Annotated in this window: 15 protein-coding genes and 1 tRNA gene; 4 read left to right on the top strand and 12 right to left on the bottom strand. The window is 68.3% G+C overall.

Going from position 1 to position 16,225, the window contains the following annotated elements; all coding sequences use genetic code 11:
* Positions 1–2 precede the first annotated feature (2 nt).
* The 6 genes from ACFQY2_RS08955 to ACFQY2_RS08930 form a co-directional block, all read right to left on the bottom strand.
* Complete coding sequence (locus tag ACFQY2_RS08955; protein ID WP_378745416.1) at positions 3–839, bottom strand: inositol monophosphatase family protein; 837 nt, start codon at positions 837–839, stop codon at positions 3–5.
* On the bottom strand, positions 836–1,930 hold the full coding sequence (locus ACFQY2_RS08950; protein ID WP_378745415.1) for an ABC transporter ATP-binding protein: 1,095 nt from the start codon (positions 1,928–1,930) through the stop codon (positions 836–838). The genes ACFQY2_RS08955 and ACFQY2_RS08950 overlap by 4 nt, the downstream gene beginning before the upstream one ends.
* 5 nt (positions 1,931–1,935) lie before the next feature.
* On the bottom strand, positions 1,936–3,789 hold the full coding sequence (locus tag ACFQY2_RS08945; protein WP_378745414.1) for an ABC transporter permease: 1,854 nt from the start codon (positions 3,787–3,789) through the stop codon (positions 1,936–1,938).
* Between the two features lie 152 nt (positions 3,790–3,941).
* Positions 3,942–4,529, bottom strand: coding sequence for a LytR C-terminal domain-containing protein (locus ACFQY2_RS08940; protein ID WP_378745413.1), 588 nt, complete (start codon positions 4,527–4,529; stop codon positions 3,942–3,944).
* A gap of 76 nt (positions 4,530–4,605) precedes the next feature.
* Positions 4,606–4,863 (bottom strand): DUF3263 domain-containing protein, encoded by a 258-nt coding sequence (locus ACFQY2_RS08935; RefSeq protein ID WP_378745412.1) that lies wholly within the window; start codon positions 4,861–4,863, stop codon positions 4,606–4,608.
* 9 nt (positions 4,864–4,872) lie between these two features.
* Positions 4,873–5,865 carry a DUF2332 family protein gene (locus ACFQY2_RS08930; protein WP_378745410.1) on the bottom strand — a complete coding sequence of 331 codons (993 nt, stop codon included), beginning with the start codon at positions 5,863–5,865 and terminating at the stop codon, positions 4,873–4,875.
* A gap of 51 nt (positions 5,866–5,916) precedes the next feature.
* Between ACFQY2_RS08930 and msrB the strand changes: the two genes are divergently transcribed.
* Both msrB and ACFQY2_RS08920 read left to right on the top strand, forming a co-directional pair.
* Positions 5,917–6,321, top strand: a complete 405-nt coding sequence (gene msrB, locus ACFQY2_RS08925) for a peptide-methionine (R)-S-oxide reductase MsrB (protein ID WP_378745409.1) — start codon at positions 5,917–5,919, stop codon at positions 6,319–6,321.
* On the top strand, positions 6,318–6,869 hold the full coding sequence (locus ACFQY2_RS08920) for a nitroreductase family protein (RefSeq protein ID WP_378745408.1): 552 nt from the start codon (positions 6,318–6,320) through the stop codon (positions 6,867–6,869). The genes msrB and ACFQY2_RS08920 overlap by 4 nt, the downstream gene beginning before the upstream one ends.
* 218 nt (positions 6,870–7,087) lie before the next feature.
* Here ACFQY2_RS08920 and ACFQY2_RS08915 read toward each other — a convergent pair.
* Both ACFQY2_RS08915 and ACFQY2_RS08910 read right to left on the bottom strand, forming a co-directional pair.
* Positions 7,088–7,163 (bottom strand) — tRNA-Thr (locus ACFQY2_RS08915).
* 44 nt (positions 7,164–7,207) lie between these two features.
* Positions 7,208–8,176: a DsbA family protein gene (locus ACFQY2_RS08910; protein ID WP_378745407.1), complete on the bottom strand. Its 969-nt coding sequence runs from the start codon at positions 8,174–8,176 to the stop codon at positions 7,208–7,210.
* 210 nt (positions 8,177–8,386) lie between these two features.
* Between ACFQY2_RS08910 and ACFQY2_RS08905 the strand changes: the two genes are divergently transcribed.
* Positions 8,387–9,490, top strand: coding sequence for an ABC transporter ATP-binding protein (locus ACFQY2_RS08905; protein ID WP_378745406.1), 1,104 nt, complete (start codon positions 8,387–8,389; stop codon positions 9,488–9,490).
* 117 nt (positions 9,491–9,607) lie between these two features.
* A complete protein-coding gene (locus ACFQY2_RS08900) occupies positions 9,608–10,915 on the top strand; it encodes a DUF4032 domain-containing protein (protein WP_378745404.1) in 1,308 nt (435 codons plus the stop codon).
* Between the two features lie 24 nt (positions 10,916–10,939).
* Here the strand turns inward: ACFQY2_RS08900 and ACFQY2_RS08895 are convergent, their stop codons facing one another.
* From ACFQY2_RS08895 to ACFQY2_RS08880, 4 genes are all read right to left on the bottom strand, one after another.
* A complete protein-coding gene (locus ACFQY2_RS08895) occupies positions 10,940–11,581 on the bottom strand; it encodes an NAD(P)-dependent oxidoreductase (RefSeq protein WP_378745403.1) in 642 nt (213 codons plus the stop codon).
* An 86-nt stretch (positions 11,582–11,667) separates the two neighbouring features.
* Complete coding sequence (locus ACFQY2_RS08890) at positions 11,668–12,600, bottom strand: NAD(P)-dependent oxidoreductase (RefSeq protein WP_378745402.1); 933 nt, start codon at positions 12,598–12,600, stop codon at positions 11,668–11,670.
* Positions 12,601–12,675: 75 nt separating this feature from the next.
* Positions 12,676–13,998 (bottom strand): dihydrolipoamide acetyltransferase family protein, encoded by a 1,323-nt coding sequence (locus tag ACFQY2_RS08885; RefSeq protein ID WP_378745401.1) that lies wholly within the window; start codon positions 13,996–13,998, stop codon positions 12,676–12,678.
* On the bottom strand, positions 13,995–16,187 hold the full coding sequence (locus ACFQY2_RS08880) for a thiamine pyrophosphate-dependent enzyme (protein ID WP_378745400.1): 2,193 nt from the start codon (positions 16,185–16,187) through the stop codon (positions 13,995–13,997). Before ACFQY2_RS08880 ends, ACFQY2_RS08885 begins: the two co-directional genes overlap by 4 nt.
* Positions 16,188–16,225: the final 38 nt, after the last annotated feature.

The following is a 16,225-nucleotide window of genomic DNA, read 5'->3' as shown; positions in this document are numbered from 1 at the left end:
TGTCATTCGGAATTCGCAGCACGTCGGGTCTGCGAGCGCAGGATCGAATCGAGGAGCGGGAAGTCGGCGTCCGCGACCAGGCCGAGATACACCCCGTTGAGGTAGTCGCGATGCTCGGGCAGGATCTCGCCGTCGGCGTACGACCGGTACACGCCTCCTGCCTGTCGCAGAATGAATGCCGGGGCAGCGACGTCCCACGGATGGATATTGAAGCCGAACGCAGCATCCGCCCACCCCGCTGCCACGTGACACAGCGCGATCGCGGTGCTTCCGAGATCACGCACGTGCGCGTACTGGTCCACGAGTTGCGCGAGCGCCTCGAGCTTCTCGGCGCGCTGGTCCCTCAGGGTGCTTGACGGGGGGAAAGTGGCGAGAACGGTCGCGCGTTCGGGTGCAACCATTCCGCGAGCGTGCAACGGCGCGCCGTTGAGGTACGCACCGGTCGCGTCAGCCCGGAAGAGATGGTCAGCGACGGGGTCGTACACGACGCCCGCGATGACTTCGTCGTCGCGCACGGCGGCGACGACCACCCCCCACAAAGCGATGCCACGGGCGAAGTTGGAGGTTCCGTCGATCGGATCGACGTACCAGGTCACGGCGCCTGTCCCGCTCGCCCCTTCCTCCTCACCGATGATTCGCGACCCGGGAAGGAGCTGCTCGATCACTGCGCGCACGCGCAGTTCGCTTCGCACGTCATACTCCGTGACGAAGTCATGGAACCCGTCCTTGGTCATGACTTCGACGCCTGGCAGCCGGAAACCCTGCATCGCGACCGCACCGGCCTCGCGTGCAGCGCGCTCCGCGATGTCCCCGAGCTCTGTGGACGTGGGAATTCTCACGCGGCGACCTCCATCCGCAACCCCTCATGGTCGAAGACGTGAAGGTGGCCTGCCGGAGTGCTGACCTCCACCTCGTCCCCAGGACGCGAGTCGCCGAGCACGGACGACGTGGTGTACACACGCCGATCCCCGATCTGGACTTCGGTGATCCAGCTGCCTCCAGTGGGCATGACCGACTCGACCACACCATTCATCCGCAGCTCATCCGGCCTCGTGCTCGCACCCCGCTTCTCGACTCGGAGCGCTTCCGGGCGAATCCCGAGCGAGCAGAGCCCGCTCGGGTCGACTCGACGGATGAGAAACTCATACGCCTGCCGCGCATCGTCTGCGAGAGGTTGAAACTCGAAGAAGTTGATCGGCGGGACCCCGAGGAAGTTCGCCACGAACCGGTTGGAGGGGCGATCGTAGATGTCCATCGGTGTGCCCACCTGTTGCAGCTCCCCGTCGAGCATCACGGCAACTCTGGTGGCCAGCGTCATGGCCTCCCACTGATCATGGGTGACGAAGACGATAGTCGACTTGGTCTCCTCATGGATCCGCTTGAGCTCTGCCCGCATCTCCAGTCGGAGGCGTGAGTCCAGGTTCGACAGCGGCTCATCCAGGAGCATGACCTCCGGCTGCACGGCGAGCATCCGAGCCAGGGCCACCCGCTGCTGCTGCCCGCCAGACAGCTGGGCGGGATAGCGATCACGGTACTTGTCAATCCCGAGCGAGGCGAGCACCTCGGCGATTCGCTGTTCTCTGACGGGCTTGGGTATCCTCTTGAGCTTCAGACCGTAGTCAATGTTGTCAGCGACCGTCAGGTGCGGCCACAGCGCATAATTCTGGAATACCATCCCGAGATCACGGGCTTCTGGCGCGACGAACGTCCTCGATTCGGGCTCGTCGACGACGCGGTCACCGATCGACAGAGCACCCGAGGTGACCGTCTCCAGCCCCGCGATCATGCGGATCGTCGTGGTTTTGCCGCATCCGGAGGGCCCGAGCAGGCACATGAAGTCTCCGTCTTCGATCACTAGATCGAGCCGGTCGACCGCGTTGGCAGCACCGCCGTAGCTCTTGGCGACGCTGTCGAGGGTTATTGTGGGCATCTGCTTCAGGCTCCTAATCCACGGGAGAGGTCGGTCTTCATGAGCTTCTGGACGGTGTACGTCCCCGCGAACGCCAGTGCAGCAACGATCAGCACGACTCCGTTGCCCGCGTTGCTGTAGCCCATGTCGATGAGACGGATGGACAGCGTGGTCAGGACATCCAGCCCGGGCACTGTGAGGATGACCACCAGGCTCAGGCTCTTGATCCCCGAGATGAAAGCCATCACTACGGCCACGGCGACGGAGCTCTTCTGCAACGGGAACACGATCGTCCTGAATCGATGGAGCCAGCCCGCGCCGGCGACGCGCGCGGCCTCCTCGGTCTCGCCACCGAGCTGCATCATCGCGGAGATCCCCGATCTCGACGCGAACGGCATCTGCTCAGTGAAGTAGACGATAACCAGGAGCGTTGCGGTGCCGTACAGAGCGGGGATCGGCCCTCTCTGTTCTCCGAACAGCGCCATGTACGCGGTCGCGAAGGCGATCCCGGGAACGAGGTATGGGAGGAACAGCATCTGCCGCAGCCCGGTGGAGACCACCCGAGATCCTGAACGGACCACGACGTAGCCCATCAGCAGCCCGACAATGCCTGCCAAGATCGAGGATGTCCCGACGATCCACAGGCTGTTCCACATCGCGCTCCACACATCCGCGTTGAGCAGGATGCCGTCCGGAAAGCCGAGCGTGTCCAGTCCGCGTCCGATCCACCAGTCCGTGGTGAAATTCGACGGGGAGAAGTCCCCTGGCCGCCGCATCAGAGTCGACAGGGTGAGCACGAGTATCGGGATGGCCACACTCGCAGCGAAAAGTGCCGCACACGCGAACGTTGCCGGGCCGCGCATCCGTCGCAGCGGGAGCACTGCTCCGGCACTCCCACTCTTGCCCGATATCGTCACGAAGCGCTTGGCCTCTCGCACGAAGCGCACATCCACCCAGAGCGAGATCGCACCGATAAGCACGATGACCATGGCGATGACCGCAGCCGCGCCGTGCTGGTTGCTGTAGATGTTGCGATACAGACTCGTCGCGAGCACGTTCATATTGATCGGCAGGCCGAGCACGTAGGCCACACCGAATTCGCCGATGACCTTCGCGAGAATCAGCGTGACGGCCGAGATCAGCGCGGGGCGCAGAATCGGCAAGACGATCGACATGGCGGTGCGCAACCTGGACGCACCGAGGATCTGAGACGACTCCTCGAGCGTGGAGTCGAAGCGCTTGAGCGCATTCCCGACGAGGAGGATGACGAACGGCGTGAAGTGAATGGTGAAGATGAGGATGATCGGCACGTGTCCGTAGGCCAACCAATCCGGTGTCATGACACCGACCGCCTCGAACCAGCCGACCTGTCCACCTGCCGCGCGATTCTTGAACAGTGTCAGCCAGGCAAGAGCGAACGTCCAGGACGGCAACATGTAGGGGACGATGAGGGCTGTGGCGAACCACTTTCGCCCCCACATATCGGTACGCACGAGAAGCCAAGCGATCGTGACTCCGAGGAGCAATGCCAGCACGATGCTCGCAACCGCGATGATCAGAGTGTTCGCCAGCGGCTCCCAGAAGATCGCTGCAGCCTGCGGTGAGACGAAGACCCGCCAGAAGTAGTAGGAGGTCACGCTGCCCTCGGGCTGCTGGGTGACGCGGGTATCCGGCGCTCCGACCACGACGCCCTCGGCGAGGAGCGCCACGATCGGTATCACGATGAGGTACCCGAACAGGATGAGTCCGAGGATTCCGATGATGCTGGTCGGGTCGCTCAGGGTGACGCGGATCCTCCCCCGCGCCGAGCCGGAAGCGCGGCCCGCTCGCCCCGTGCGGTCGCTGCGGAACGCGGTCCGCTTCGCAGTGTCCTGAGTCAAGACAGCCTCGTCTCTCGAAATAGATACCTATTTAGGTATCTAAACGATAGCGGTCGAGAATACCGTCGTCAACCCGGCGGATACACGGAAAAAGCCGCCTGCACCCGGGCGGGTACAAGCGGCGAGGTCGAGGGGCGTTCGCCCAGCGCGGATCAGCCCTCGGGCGTCTCCTGCCCGTCCTCGGGCCCCGACGTCCCGGCGCCCACGCGATCCAGCCCGACCACGACGGTCAGCTGCGGCCTTTCGCTGTCGTTGAGCGCCGCATAGTGGTCGCTCTGCACCGTCGTGGCCTCGCCGAGGATCTCCGCGACGCCGAGCGCCGCGGCCTCATCGTCCTTGTCGACGTAGAACACCGTGGTGTCCTCGAACTCCGACGTGGAGCCGTCGCTGCCGAAGACGTCATCCGACGCCCAGCCCTCGGCCAGCAGCTCCTCGCGCACCGAGGCGACGACGCCGCTCTGCGGCGTCGCGTTGAGGATGAGCACCCGGTACGACGTGTCGATCTCCGCGACCACGCCCTGGGGCTTCTGCGGCGCGGGCTCGGCGGAGGGGAAGAGCTGGATGCGCCCCATCAGCACGAGCGAGACGAAGATCCCGATCGCGATGAGGACCAGGGCGACGGCTGCCGACCACAGCAGCGTGACGGGTCCGTTGATCCCGGGTTGCTCGGCGCGATGGGCACCGACGCGCCCGGAGGCACGGGGAATGTCGTCGAATCGGTCGTGGGGGGGCTTTGACACCCCTCGATGCTATCGGGCGCATTCCTGGAATGCGCCCGGAGCGGTGCGGCACCGCGTGGCGCGGTGACGGGTGCCGTCAGCCGACGAACCCTCGCAGCCGCGTGGTGCGCTGGCGTCCGCGCGCATCGCGCAGCCTGCGCAGTCGGCGCACCAGCAGCGGATCGAACTCCAGGGCCTCTTCCGTATCGATCAGGCGACCGAGCAGCTGGTAGTAGCGCGCGGGACTCATGCCCAGCTGTGCACGGATGGTCTCCTCCTTCATGCCGCCGTGCCGCGGCCAGGCCGCTTCCAGCGTGAGGATCGCGCGGTCGCGCTCGGAGAGTCCACCCAGCATGGCCTCAGGCTACGCGTCATCCGCCGCTGCACCCGCGCGCCACTCCCACCAGCGCCCGAGCGGATCGGCGTCCGCCAGCACCTCCCCGTCCAATCCCACCGCGAACCCGTCGAAGTCGGCGGGATCGATGCGGTGCCGCCACCCGTCGTGCAGGCCCGGTGCGTCGATCGTCACCCAGCGTGCACCGCTCGCCCGGATGCGGGCGATCAGCGCCGCGCGTTCGGCACGCGGCAGGTACACGAGCATCCCCGGAGTCGTGACGACCGGCGTGGCCCCCGGCGGCACGGAGGCGATCAGCTCGTCGAGTCGCGCATCGGCGTCACCGGCGAGCAGCAACGGAGGGGCGGTCTGGGCGATCGCGACGGCGCCCGCGATGCGCTCGGCGCGTTCGTGCTCCCCCGGCCAGGTCAGCGCGGCCATCCAGTCGCGGTCGGCGGCGCGGAGGACATCGATCGGCGCGAGGTCGACGCCCGCGCGCCAGACGATCCGCGGCATCCGGATCGACGGCAGCGCGCCCCGCGCGACGCTGCGCAGCACGACGGGCGAGGGGCCGTCCGGCGGGTCGACGCGCACCCGCTCATGACCGTCCGTGGCGATGTAGCGGAAGGAGTAGCGATCCGGGAACAGGCAGAGCCCGGCGGCCGCTCCGAGTTCCAGCAGCGCGATCGGACCCTCGATGCGGCTGAGGGCGGGCAGCAGCGCGGCGAGACGGAGCGGCTCGTTGGTCTGGACCATCCGGCGCTCGCATTCCGCGACGATCCGATCGGCGTGCGAGAGCACGAACGATCGCCACCGGGCGTAGTCGCCCTCCCCCGCTCCGAGCAGCCGCGTGACGGCGAACACCAGCGGTGGCTGGCGATGCTGAGGGCTGATCCGCGCCAGGACCGCTCGCACGTCAGCATCCGCCGCGACGCCGGCGGCCCATTCGGCGTACACGTCACTGCGTCCAGGGGCCTCGTCCCGGGCGAACCGATCGAAGCGCTCACGCACGGCATCCGTCATGACTCCATTCTGGGCGCCCCAGAGCGCTTGCGAACGCGAGACAATGGAGACATGTCGTACACCGTGAACAAGACCGAGGACCAGTGGCGCGAAGAGCTCGGCGAGGACCAGTACGCCGTTCTCCGCACAGCGGCGACCGAGCGCGCATGGACCGGCGAGCTGCTCGATGAGAAGCGCGACGGCCTGTACCGATGCGGCGCCTGTCAGGCCGAACTGTTCCGCAGCGGGACGAAGTTCGAATCCGGATGCGGTTGGCCGAGCTTCTACGAGTCGGTGCGTCCCGAGGCCGTGGAACTCATCGAGGACAACTCCCTGGGGATGACCCGCACCGAGGTGCGCTGCGCCGCCTGCGGCTCGCACCTGGGCCACGTGTTCCCCGACGGCTTCGGCACACCCACCGGCGACCGGTACTGCATGAACTCCCTCGCACTGTCCTTCAGCCCCGACGAGTCGTGACGGCCCTCGAGGCGGTCCGTCGCCGCACCTCCTGGTCGAAGGTCACCGAGGACGCCCCGACGCGCGAACAGCTGCTGCCCCTGATCGAGGCCGCAGGACGGGTCGCCGATCACTCCTCCCTGCGCCCGTGGCGGCTCATCGAGCTGCGCGGGGACGACCGCGTGCGGCTGGGAGCGGCGATCGCGAAGGCGAACGGCGACCGGGAGCCGTCGACCAAGCCGTTGCGCGCCTCCCTGCTGATCGCCGTGGTCGCCTCGTACCGCAAGAGCGAGAAGGTGCCGCACTGGGAGCAGGAGGCGGTGGCATCCGGTGTGGCGCACACCCTGAGCCTGCTGCTGGACGAGGCCGGCTGGGGCGTCATGTGGCGCACCGGCGGGTACACCCGCAGCAAACCCGTGGCCAAGGCTCACGGGTTGAAGAAGCACGAGGAGCTGCTGGGGTGGCTGTACGTCGGCGGCCGACCCGAGGGCAGGGACCCCGGCAGGCGGAAACCGGTGGATGCCGATGCGCTGCTCACCCGGATGCCGGATCGGACGTCGAAGAACTGAGTCGACGACCAGAAGGTCGTCGAGGATCGGTCAGTCGGGCAGAGCACTCCGGTCGATCGCGCGGGTACGGCCACCGCCGCGGCGACGACCGGAACCGACCAGGCAGCGGTCTTCAGCACGGCTCTTCTCCCGATGTCGCTCACGCGGCCGAGCATATCGGTCACGCGGTGAGCGGTACCGGGTCCGGCCCTCGACAGGCCTGTCGTCGGGGAAATCCTTGGAGCCGACTACGGGATTCGAACCCGTGACATCCTGTTTACAAGACAGGTGCTCTACCAGCTGAGCTAAGTCGGCGAACGCAGACAAGCATACCGAGCGGCGTTCACCGCTCGGTACGGTCAGGACGCCGGCGTCTCCGTCGGAGACGGCGTCACCGGCGCGGTCGGCGTCGGGGTCGGGTCGACCTTGCCGTAATACTCGTCGCTGGCCGTCGTCAGGACGAACTGCGAGAATTCGGCCGGATCATCCAGCGCCCCGACGTACGCCTCGCCTCCGACGACGATGAGCGCCTCGTTGCTGAGCTTGAGGTCCTTGGAGCCCGGCAGCGGTCCCTCGAGCGCGCGGGCGGTGGCGTCCTTCGCCCATCCGACGAAGTCCTGATCCTCGATGCAGGCACGCACCTTCTTGGCATCCTGCACCCCCACGGCGACAGCGAGATCCGCGAGCTGCACGTCGGAGCGCCCGTCGCTGTCGATCTTGGGCTGGTCGGTGAGCAGCTCGTGGTTGAAGTCGAAGAACCGATCCGGCGAGTAGGTCGCGACGCATGCGGCGGCAGATGCCGCGCGCAGCGAGTACTTCGTGCCGTTGGAGCTGGCGGTCAGCAGCGCCACGGGGTGGTAGGTGACGGTGACCGCCCCCTCCTTGATCCACCCCGCGAGCTGACGGGCGTTCGCCTTCTCGAACTCCGAGGCGCCTGCGGACAGGTAATCGACGTAGATGTGGATCGCGGTCGGTTCGGCGGCGGACTCCGTGGGATCCGGCGTCGGCGTCGCGGCGGCCCCGGTGGGATCCGGAGTCGGCGTCGCCGCCGTGCCGGAGGAAGCGGCGCCCGGCGACACCTCGCTCACCGTGACGCCGTCGTGCGTCATGCCGCTCGGGCTGAGGACGGGCTTGGAGATCGAGGATCCCACGGCGAGGGCGACGGCGGTGCCGATGGATCCGACGGCCACGGCCGCGACGAGCCCGATGATCACTCGTCGCATGATGCGCGCCCGCGACTGCTGGGCGTGCACGAGCTGTGCTTTCTCCCGCACCGCGTCACGCGTATTGCGAGCGGCGGGGACGTTCGGCGTTTCGTCGCTCGACATCGTTCCTCTTGAAGATCGGGTGGGACGGGTGATCCCGCGGCTGCATACAGAACCGCATGGTGTCGATGTTAACGAGACAGTCTGGGAAATACCCAGACGGGCCCCGGCCGTGCCATACTGATCACGACCCGAAGAAGGGTCACGGTGGATGTTCCACCGCTTCCATCACAACGGATCGTCCGGCACGTACCTGCCGGTGAAGGAGAAACAATGGCTACTGTCACGTTCGAGAACGCGACCCGTCTCTACCCCGGCGGCACCCGCCCCGCGGTCGACAAGCTGAACATCGACATCGCCGACGGCGAGTTCCTCGTCCTGGTCGGCCCGTCCGGTTGCGGAAAGTCCACGTCGCTGCGCATGCTCGCCGGACTCGAAGAGGTCAACGACGGCCGCATCCTGATCGGCGACCGTGACGTCACCGACGTCCCGCCGAAGGACCGCGACATCGCGATGGTGTTCCAGAACTACGCGCTGTACCCGCACATGACCGTCGCCGAGAACATGGGCTTCGCGCTGAAGATCGCCGGCGTGAACAAGGAGGAGCGCGCAGCGCGCGTGCTCGAGGCCGCGAAGCTCCTCGACCTCGAGGAGTACCTGAACCGCAAGCCGAAGGCTCTCTCCGGTGGTCAGCGTCAGCGTGTCGCCATGGGCCGCGCGATCGTCCGCCAGCCGCAGGTGTTCCTCATGGACGAGCCGCTGTCGAACCTCGACGCGAAGCTGCGCGTCCAGACGCGCACGCAGATCGCCTCGCTGCAACGTCGCCTCGGCGTGACGACGGTCTACGTCACGCACGACCAGACCGAGGCGCTCACCATGGGTGACCGCATCGCGGTCCTCAAGGACGGCATCCTCCAGCAGGTCGGCACGCCCCGCGACCTGTACGAGAAGCCCGAGAACGTCTTCGTCGCCGGCTTCATCGGCTCGCCCGCCATGAACCTGTTCGAGTCCGACCTCGCCGACGGCGGCGTGATGTTCGGCAACGAGGTCGTCCCGCTCGACCGCGACACCGTCGGCCGCGCCAACGGCAGCAAGGTCACCGTCGGCGTGCGCCCCGAGGACATCATCGTCAGCCCGGCCGACGGCAAGGGCCTGCCCGTCACGATCGACCTGGTCGAGGAGCTCGGCGCCGACGGCTACCTCTACGGTCACGCCGACATCAACGGCAAGCGCGCCGACCTCGTCGCACGCGTCGACGGCCGCAACCACCCGAACGCCGGTGAGACCGTCACTCTCGCGGCCGCCGCCGGCCACGTGCACGCGTTCGACATCGAGTCCGGTGTGCGCCTGAACGACAAGCCGGTCGTCTCGGCCTGATCATTCGCTGTCCGCGGCGCGGGTGCACCTTCGGGTCACCCGCGCCGCGGTGTTTCCGGATTCCGACGGCATCCGATCCAACCGGCAATTCGTTCTCGATCAGCACAGGGAGGAAGCATGACCACGCAGTCGTTGCGCATCAGCGCGAGCGCGATCGATCCGGGGCTGCTGTCCCTGCCCTGGTCGACGCCGCTGGGCAGATGGCCATCGGAGCACATCGTCTCGCTGCCGAAGGGACTCTCGCGTCACCTGGTGCGCTTCGCCGATCTGTCCGGTCAGGTGGTCGCTGTCAAGGAGACCACCGAGCAGATGGCCACGCGGGAGTACGAGATGCTCGGCAGCCTCGCCAAGCTGGACGTCCCCTGCGTCAGCCGGGTGGCGGTGATCGCGGGGCGCGCCGATGCCGACGGCAAGGCCCTGCCCGCGGCCCTGGTCACGTCCCACCTGCGCTTCTCCATGCCCTACCGGGCGCTGTTCACGCGCGTGCTGCGCCCCGACACCGCCGACCGCCTGGTCGACGCTCTCGCGCTGTTGCTGGTCCGACTGCACAATGTCGGCTTCTACTGGGGCGACGTGTCGCTGTCGAACACGCTGTTCCGCCGCGATGCCGGGGCGTTCGCGGCCTACCTGGTCGACGCTGAGACGGGGGAACTGCACGAGGAGGGCCTCACGGACGGCCAGCGCGCCTACGACCTGGATCTGGCGCGCACGAACATCGCCGGCGAGATCATGGATCTCGCGGCAGGGGGGCGCCTGGAGTACGGGGTCGACGCCCTGGCGATCGCGGACGGCATCGTCTCCTCGTATCACTCGCTGTGGGATGCGCTCACCGGCGAGGAGTCCTTCTCCACCGAGGAGACGTGGCGCATCACCGAGCGCGTGGAGCGGCTGAACGCCCTCGGCTTCGACATCGACGAGATGTCGATGGTGACGACACCCGACGGCACGGCCGTGCGCATCCAGCCGAAGGTCGTGGACGCCGGTCACCATCAGCGCCGTCTCATCCGTCTCACCGGACTGGACGTCGAGGAGAACCAGGCCAGGCGGCTGCTGAACGATCTGGACGAGTTCCGCGCCCGGTCCAGCAAGAAGTTCGCCGAAGAGGAGATGTACGCGCACGAGTGGCTGACCCGGGTGTTCGAGCCGGTGGTCCGGGCGATCCCCTACGACCTGCGCGCAAAGCTGGAGCCCGCCGAGGTGTATCACCAGGTGCTGGAGCACCGCTGGTACCTGTCGCAGGCGCAGGGACGCTCCGTGCCGCTGGCCGAAGTGCTGACCAGCTACATGAACGAGGTCCTGCGGCATCGTCGTGACGAGGCCACCATCATGGGCCCGCCGACCGAGACCATGAGCGTACCTGTGGTGACCGGCGCCGTGGCGGTGTCCGACGACACTGCCGGCATCGACTGGCGCGATTTCGTGTGAACGCCGTCTCCTCTCCCGAAGGTCTCAATAGCCGACGGTGAACCGCCCTCGGTGATGGCGGGGCCGCTCGATCTCATCGACGACGGCGATCGCGAAGTCGGCGCCCGAGATGGTGGAGCTGCCGTCCGCCGCGCGCACGAGCACGTCTCCGCCGTCGCGGTACCGGCCGGTGCGCTCGCCCTCGGCCCACGGACCGAAAACCTCGGCGGGATGGATGAAGAACCAGTCGAGACTGTCGTCCGTCTGCTGCAGCAGCTCCAGCGAGTCGATGCCGACCTGCGCCTCGTGTCGGTACTCCTCGGGGAAGCCCTGGTCGAACAGGCGGGGCCCGCCCTGCTCGACGAGGCTGCCACCGGCGCCGCCGACGACGCCCAGGCGCGTCCCCGTGCCTGCGAGCTTCCCGATCAGCTCACGCAGGACGCCGAGAACCGCGTTCTCCATGTCGCCTCGCGGCGAGAGCGAGGACACCACGGCGTCGACGTCGTCGAACACTCCCCCGAGCGCGGGAAGATCCAGCACGGTCCCCTGCACGTATTCGACCCCGTCGATGGGCGCGTCCGGGGCGTTGCGCGAGACCACCGTCACCTGATTTCCCCGGCTCACCGCCTCGCGGGCGATGTGCGCTCCGGCGTAGCCGGTTCCTCCGATGACGACGATGCGGGACATTCAGACTCCTTCTGGACCGGACGGATACACCGTATCCAAGTCCCGGCTTCCGTTCGCTATTCCCCCGATGTGAGCCGGGAGGCGCGTCAGCCGTGCAGTCCGTCGGTGACGTCGGCGTCCTCCGACACGAGTTCCAGGCCCGCACCCCGCGCCACGCGGCGCAGCAGCGTGGCGAAGTCCTCGGTCGTGTTCCCGGCGCCGACCTCCTGCGCCACGATCTGACGTGTCGCGGACGCGAGTGGCATCGGCGCGCCCAGGCTGTCGGCGGCGTCGAGTCCGAGGTCGAAGTCCTTCTGCAGCAGCGGCATGGTGAACGTCGCGGCGAAGTCGAGGTTCACGAAGGCGGGCGTCTTGTAGCGGGTGAACACCGAGCCCATCACGGAGTCGTTCAGGAAGGACAGGAAGGCCTCGCGGGTGACACCGCCCTTCTCTGCGAGCACGGTGATCTCGGCCAGGGACTGGGTCACGACGCCGAGGAAGACGTTGTGCGCGATCTTCACGAGCCGGGCGACCTCGCCCTCGCCGACATAGGTCACTCCGCGTCCGAAGTGCGCCAGCACCGGTTCGACCTCGTCGAAGGTCTCGCGGGGTCCCGAGACGGCGACCGTGAGCTTGCCGGCCGCGATCACCGACGGGTTCCCGGACACGGGCGTCGCGAGGAACGCGGTGCCGCGGTCCGCCGCGACGGCGCGGATCCGCTCGCTGGTCGCCACCGAGACGGTCGAGACGTCCGCGATGACGCGCGGTGCCGTCTGTCCGGTGAGCAGGCCGTTCTCGCCGAGCTGCACGGCCTCGAGATCCTTGTCGGCGGACACCATGCTGAAGACGATGTCCCGCCCGGCCAGGTCGACCGGTCGCTCGGCGAGGGTCGCCCCCGCGTCGATGAGCGGCTGCACCTTCGCGGCCGTACGGTTGTACACCGCCACGTCGTACCCCGCGTTCAGCAGCCGTTGCACGAGCTGGGTGCCCATGCGCCCGGCGCCGATCCAGCCGATCGTGGGGAGGGTCTGGGAGGTCATGTCGATCTTCCTTTGTTCGTTTCCAGGTTGCGAAGGGAGGGAGGTCGGATGCCCGGGCCGGCGCATCCGCGGTTCTCAGAGCAGCAGCGAGAGCGGGTTCTCGATACGCGCGGTGAAGGCCGCGAGCCAGCGGGCTGCCAGCGCGCCGTCGAGCACGCGATGGTCGGCGGACAGGGTCACCGTCATGATGGTCGCCACGGACAGGGCGCCGTCGTCGTCGACGACCGGCCGACGTTGCGCGGCCCCGACGGCGAGGATGCCGGAGTGCGGTGGGTTGATGATGGCCGAGAACTGCCGGGTGCCGTACATGCCCAGGTTGGAGACCGAGAACGACCCGCCCTCCAGCTCGGACTGCTTGAGGCGTCCCGCCCGCCCTCGTCCGGCGAGCTCGCGCACCGCCCGCCCGATGTCCCCGATCGACATCCGTTCCACCCCGCGGAGCACCGGCGTGACCAGTCCGTCGTCCACGGAGACGGCCACCGCGAGGTCCACGGAGCTGAATCGCCTGGTCGCCGCATCGGTCCAGACCGCATTGGCCTCGGGGACGTCGATGAGTGCGGATGCGACGGCCTTGAGCACGAAATCATTGACCGAGGGCTTGGTGCCCGTGCGTTCGCCGAATCGGGCGCGCAGATCGATCAGCTCGTCCACGCGGCAGTCGGCGGTGAGCGTGAAGTGGGGGATCGTCGTCTTGCTCTCCACCAGACGCCGGGCGATGGCGCGACGCATCCCGGTGTGCGGCACATCCATGAACTCGGTGTCCTGGTGCGGGGCGGGACTCGTGGGGGCGGCGTCCTGTGCGGAAGCGGTCCCAGGCCGTTCGGGCGAGGCAGCGCGGGTCGTCGCGAGCAGTTCGTCGATGTCGCGCCGCACGATCCTGCCGTTGGGGCCGCTGCCCGCGACGGCGGCGAGGTCGATGCCGTTCTCGCTCGCCAGCCGCCGCACCAGCGGACTCGCGAACAACCGTGCGGGAGCTGCCGCGGTGGCCTCCGCCGGTGCGGCGGGATCCGCCTGCGCGCTCGAATCCGACGCGGGCACGGGGACTGCCGCCATCGCTGCGGACTCAGCGCCGGTCGAGGCTCCCGCCGCAGGGGCTGCCGCCGTGGGCGACGAATCGGGCGCGGCGTCCGCGCCCGCCAGCGCCTGCTCGGCGGTCTCGCCGGGCTCGGCGATCACCGCGATCGGAGTTCCGACCGCCGTGGAGTCCCCCGCGGCGACGAGAAGTCCCGCCACCACTCCGGCGACCTCCGTCTCGTGCTCGACGACGGCCTTCTCCGTCTCGATCTCCACGATCGCCTGGCCCTCGGCGACGGTGTCGCCGACCGCGACGAGCCAGGTCTGGATGGCGGCCTCGGTGCCCCCGGCGGCGAGCTGAGGCATCCGCACGACCGCGCTCATGATCGCCCGCCCCAGTTCGAGCGCACCAGCTGCAGCCCGGCGACGACCTCCTCGGTGCGGGCGATGGCTGCCCGCTCCAGCACCTTCGAGATGCTCGGGCTGGCCTCGCCGCCGGTCACGCGCTGCACCGGCTGATCGAGCCAGTCGAAGTAGCGTCGCTGCAGCTCGTCGGCGAGCCAGGCGCCGTACGAGGTGCCGCGCGCCCCCTGCTCGACGATGAGCACGTTGTTGGTCTTCCTGATGCTCTCGCCGACGGTCTCCCAGTCCAATGACGCCCGGTCCAGCCACCGCAGGTCGATCACCTCGGCGTCGATGCCCGTCTGCTCGACGGCCTCCAGGCTGTGCCCGACCATCGACAGGTAGGTGAGCACCGTGACCTCCGAACCGCTGCGCCGGACGGCTGCGCTGCCCGGCGGGATCACGTAGTCGGCGTCGCCGTCGGGAACCCGGTCGGTCGTGCCGTACAGGTCGACGTGCTCGATCATCAGCACCGGGTCCTCGAGGGCGAGGGCGGCGTTCATCAGTCCGACGTAATCGGCCGCGGTCGAGGCGGCGACGATGCGCCAGCCGGCCTGCGTGGCGAAGATGCCCGCCGGGTCCATCAGATGCTGGGAGCCGTACCCGGACCCCATGGCCACCTTGGTGCGCAGCACCAGGGGCACGGCGTTGTTGCCGCCGAACATGTGGCGGGCCTTGCCGATCTGGTTGAACACCTGGTCGGCAGCCACCCACATGAAGTCGGGGTACATGAACTCGACCACCGGGCGGAAGCGCCCGTCGAGCGCCATGCCGCCGGCCAGTCCGAAGAAGCCGTTCTCGCTGATCGGGGTGCCGATGACGCGGTCGGGACCGTACTTCTGCGCGAGCCCCTTGGTCGCACCGTTGGTGCCTCCGGCGAGGCGATGCACGTCCTCACCCAGGACGACGATGCGGGGGTCCTCCGCCATTCTCCGCTCCATGGTCTCGGCCACCGCGTCGACGAACTTCGTCTCGCGCCACGGGCCGGTCCAGGTGTGCGGGTCGCGTGCCACGAGATCGGCGAGCTCGGACCCGTCGCCGCGCACATGCGCGTCGACGACGGCCGGGTCGGGCCACAGCTCGGGACGGATCCGCCGACGTCCTGCGGCGTCCGGGTCGTCTTCGATGAGCGCAGCCACGGCATCCGACATGGCCTGCTGCGCCTGAGCGCGCACGGACCCGACGTCGTCGGGCGAGAGCAGCGACAGTGCCGTCATCTCCCGCGCGACGCGCTCCAGCGGATCGCGCTCCCTCCAGGACTTCTCCTCCGCCTTGGTGCGGTAGCCGAACGCACTGCCCGGGTACGGCCCGTTCTGATGGAAGAAGCGGTACACCTGGGCCTCGAGGATCGCCGGCCCCTCCCCTGCCCGCATCCGCTCGACAGCCTCCTGGGTCGCCAGGTGCACGGCCAGCGGGTCCATGCCGTCGACCCGCCACGACGGGATGCCGAATCCCTGACCTCGAACGGAGAACCGCGGATCCGCGGTGATCTCGTCGGCATGCGTCGACACCGCGTAGAGATTGTTCTCGATGAAGTACATCACCGGGAGCTTCCACGCCGCGGCGAGGTTCATCGACTCCAGGACCGAGCCGATCTGCGCGGCGCCGTCGCCGAAGTAGTTGATCGACACGTCCTGCGTGCCCGCATGCTTCTGCGCCCAGGCGTGACCGGCGGCGATCGGCGCACCACCGCCCACGATCGCGTTGGTGCCCAGCGCCCCGGCCTCGAGCCACTGCAGGTGCATCGACCCGCCGCGGCCTCCCGAGAACCCCTGGGCGAGACCCAGGATCTCGGCGAGCGAGCGCTGCAGCAGCTGCTGCAGCGCGGGGCTCACCAGCGCCGCCGGGTCGAGGACGCCTCCCGACACGTGCGAGATCGTCTTGGCCAGGAACTGGTGGTGGCCGCGGTGGGAGCCGTTCACGGCATCCGAGCTCTTCAGGCCCACGATCGATCCGACGGCGCCGCCCTCCTGGCCGATGCTGGAATGGGCGGGACCGTGCACGAGGCCGGCGGCGGCGAGTTCGAGCACCGTCTCCTCGAAGGCGCGTATCAGGTGCAGCTGACCGAGCATCGTGGCGAGCAGCGCCGGGTCCGCGGCCTTCCAGTCTGCGGACGTCGAGCTGATCTCGACCCAGGGGGTGCCCGTCTTGAGTACGCGATGTCGCGGCATGTTCGTCTCCGTTGATCTCATGCAGCAGGTGGTGTGCA

Source organism: Microbacterium sp. GCM10027623 (assembly GCF_042666935.1).
In the GTDB taxonomy this organism is placed as follows: domain Bacteria; phylum Actinomycetota; class Actinomycetes; order Actinomycetales; family Microbacteriaceae; genus Microbacterium.
This window is presented reverse-complemented; position numbering and strand designations above follow the sequence as displayed.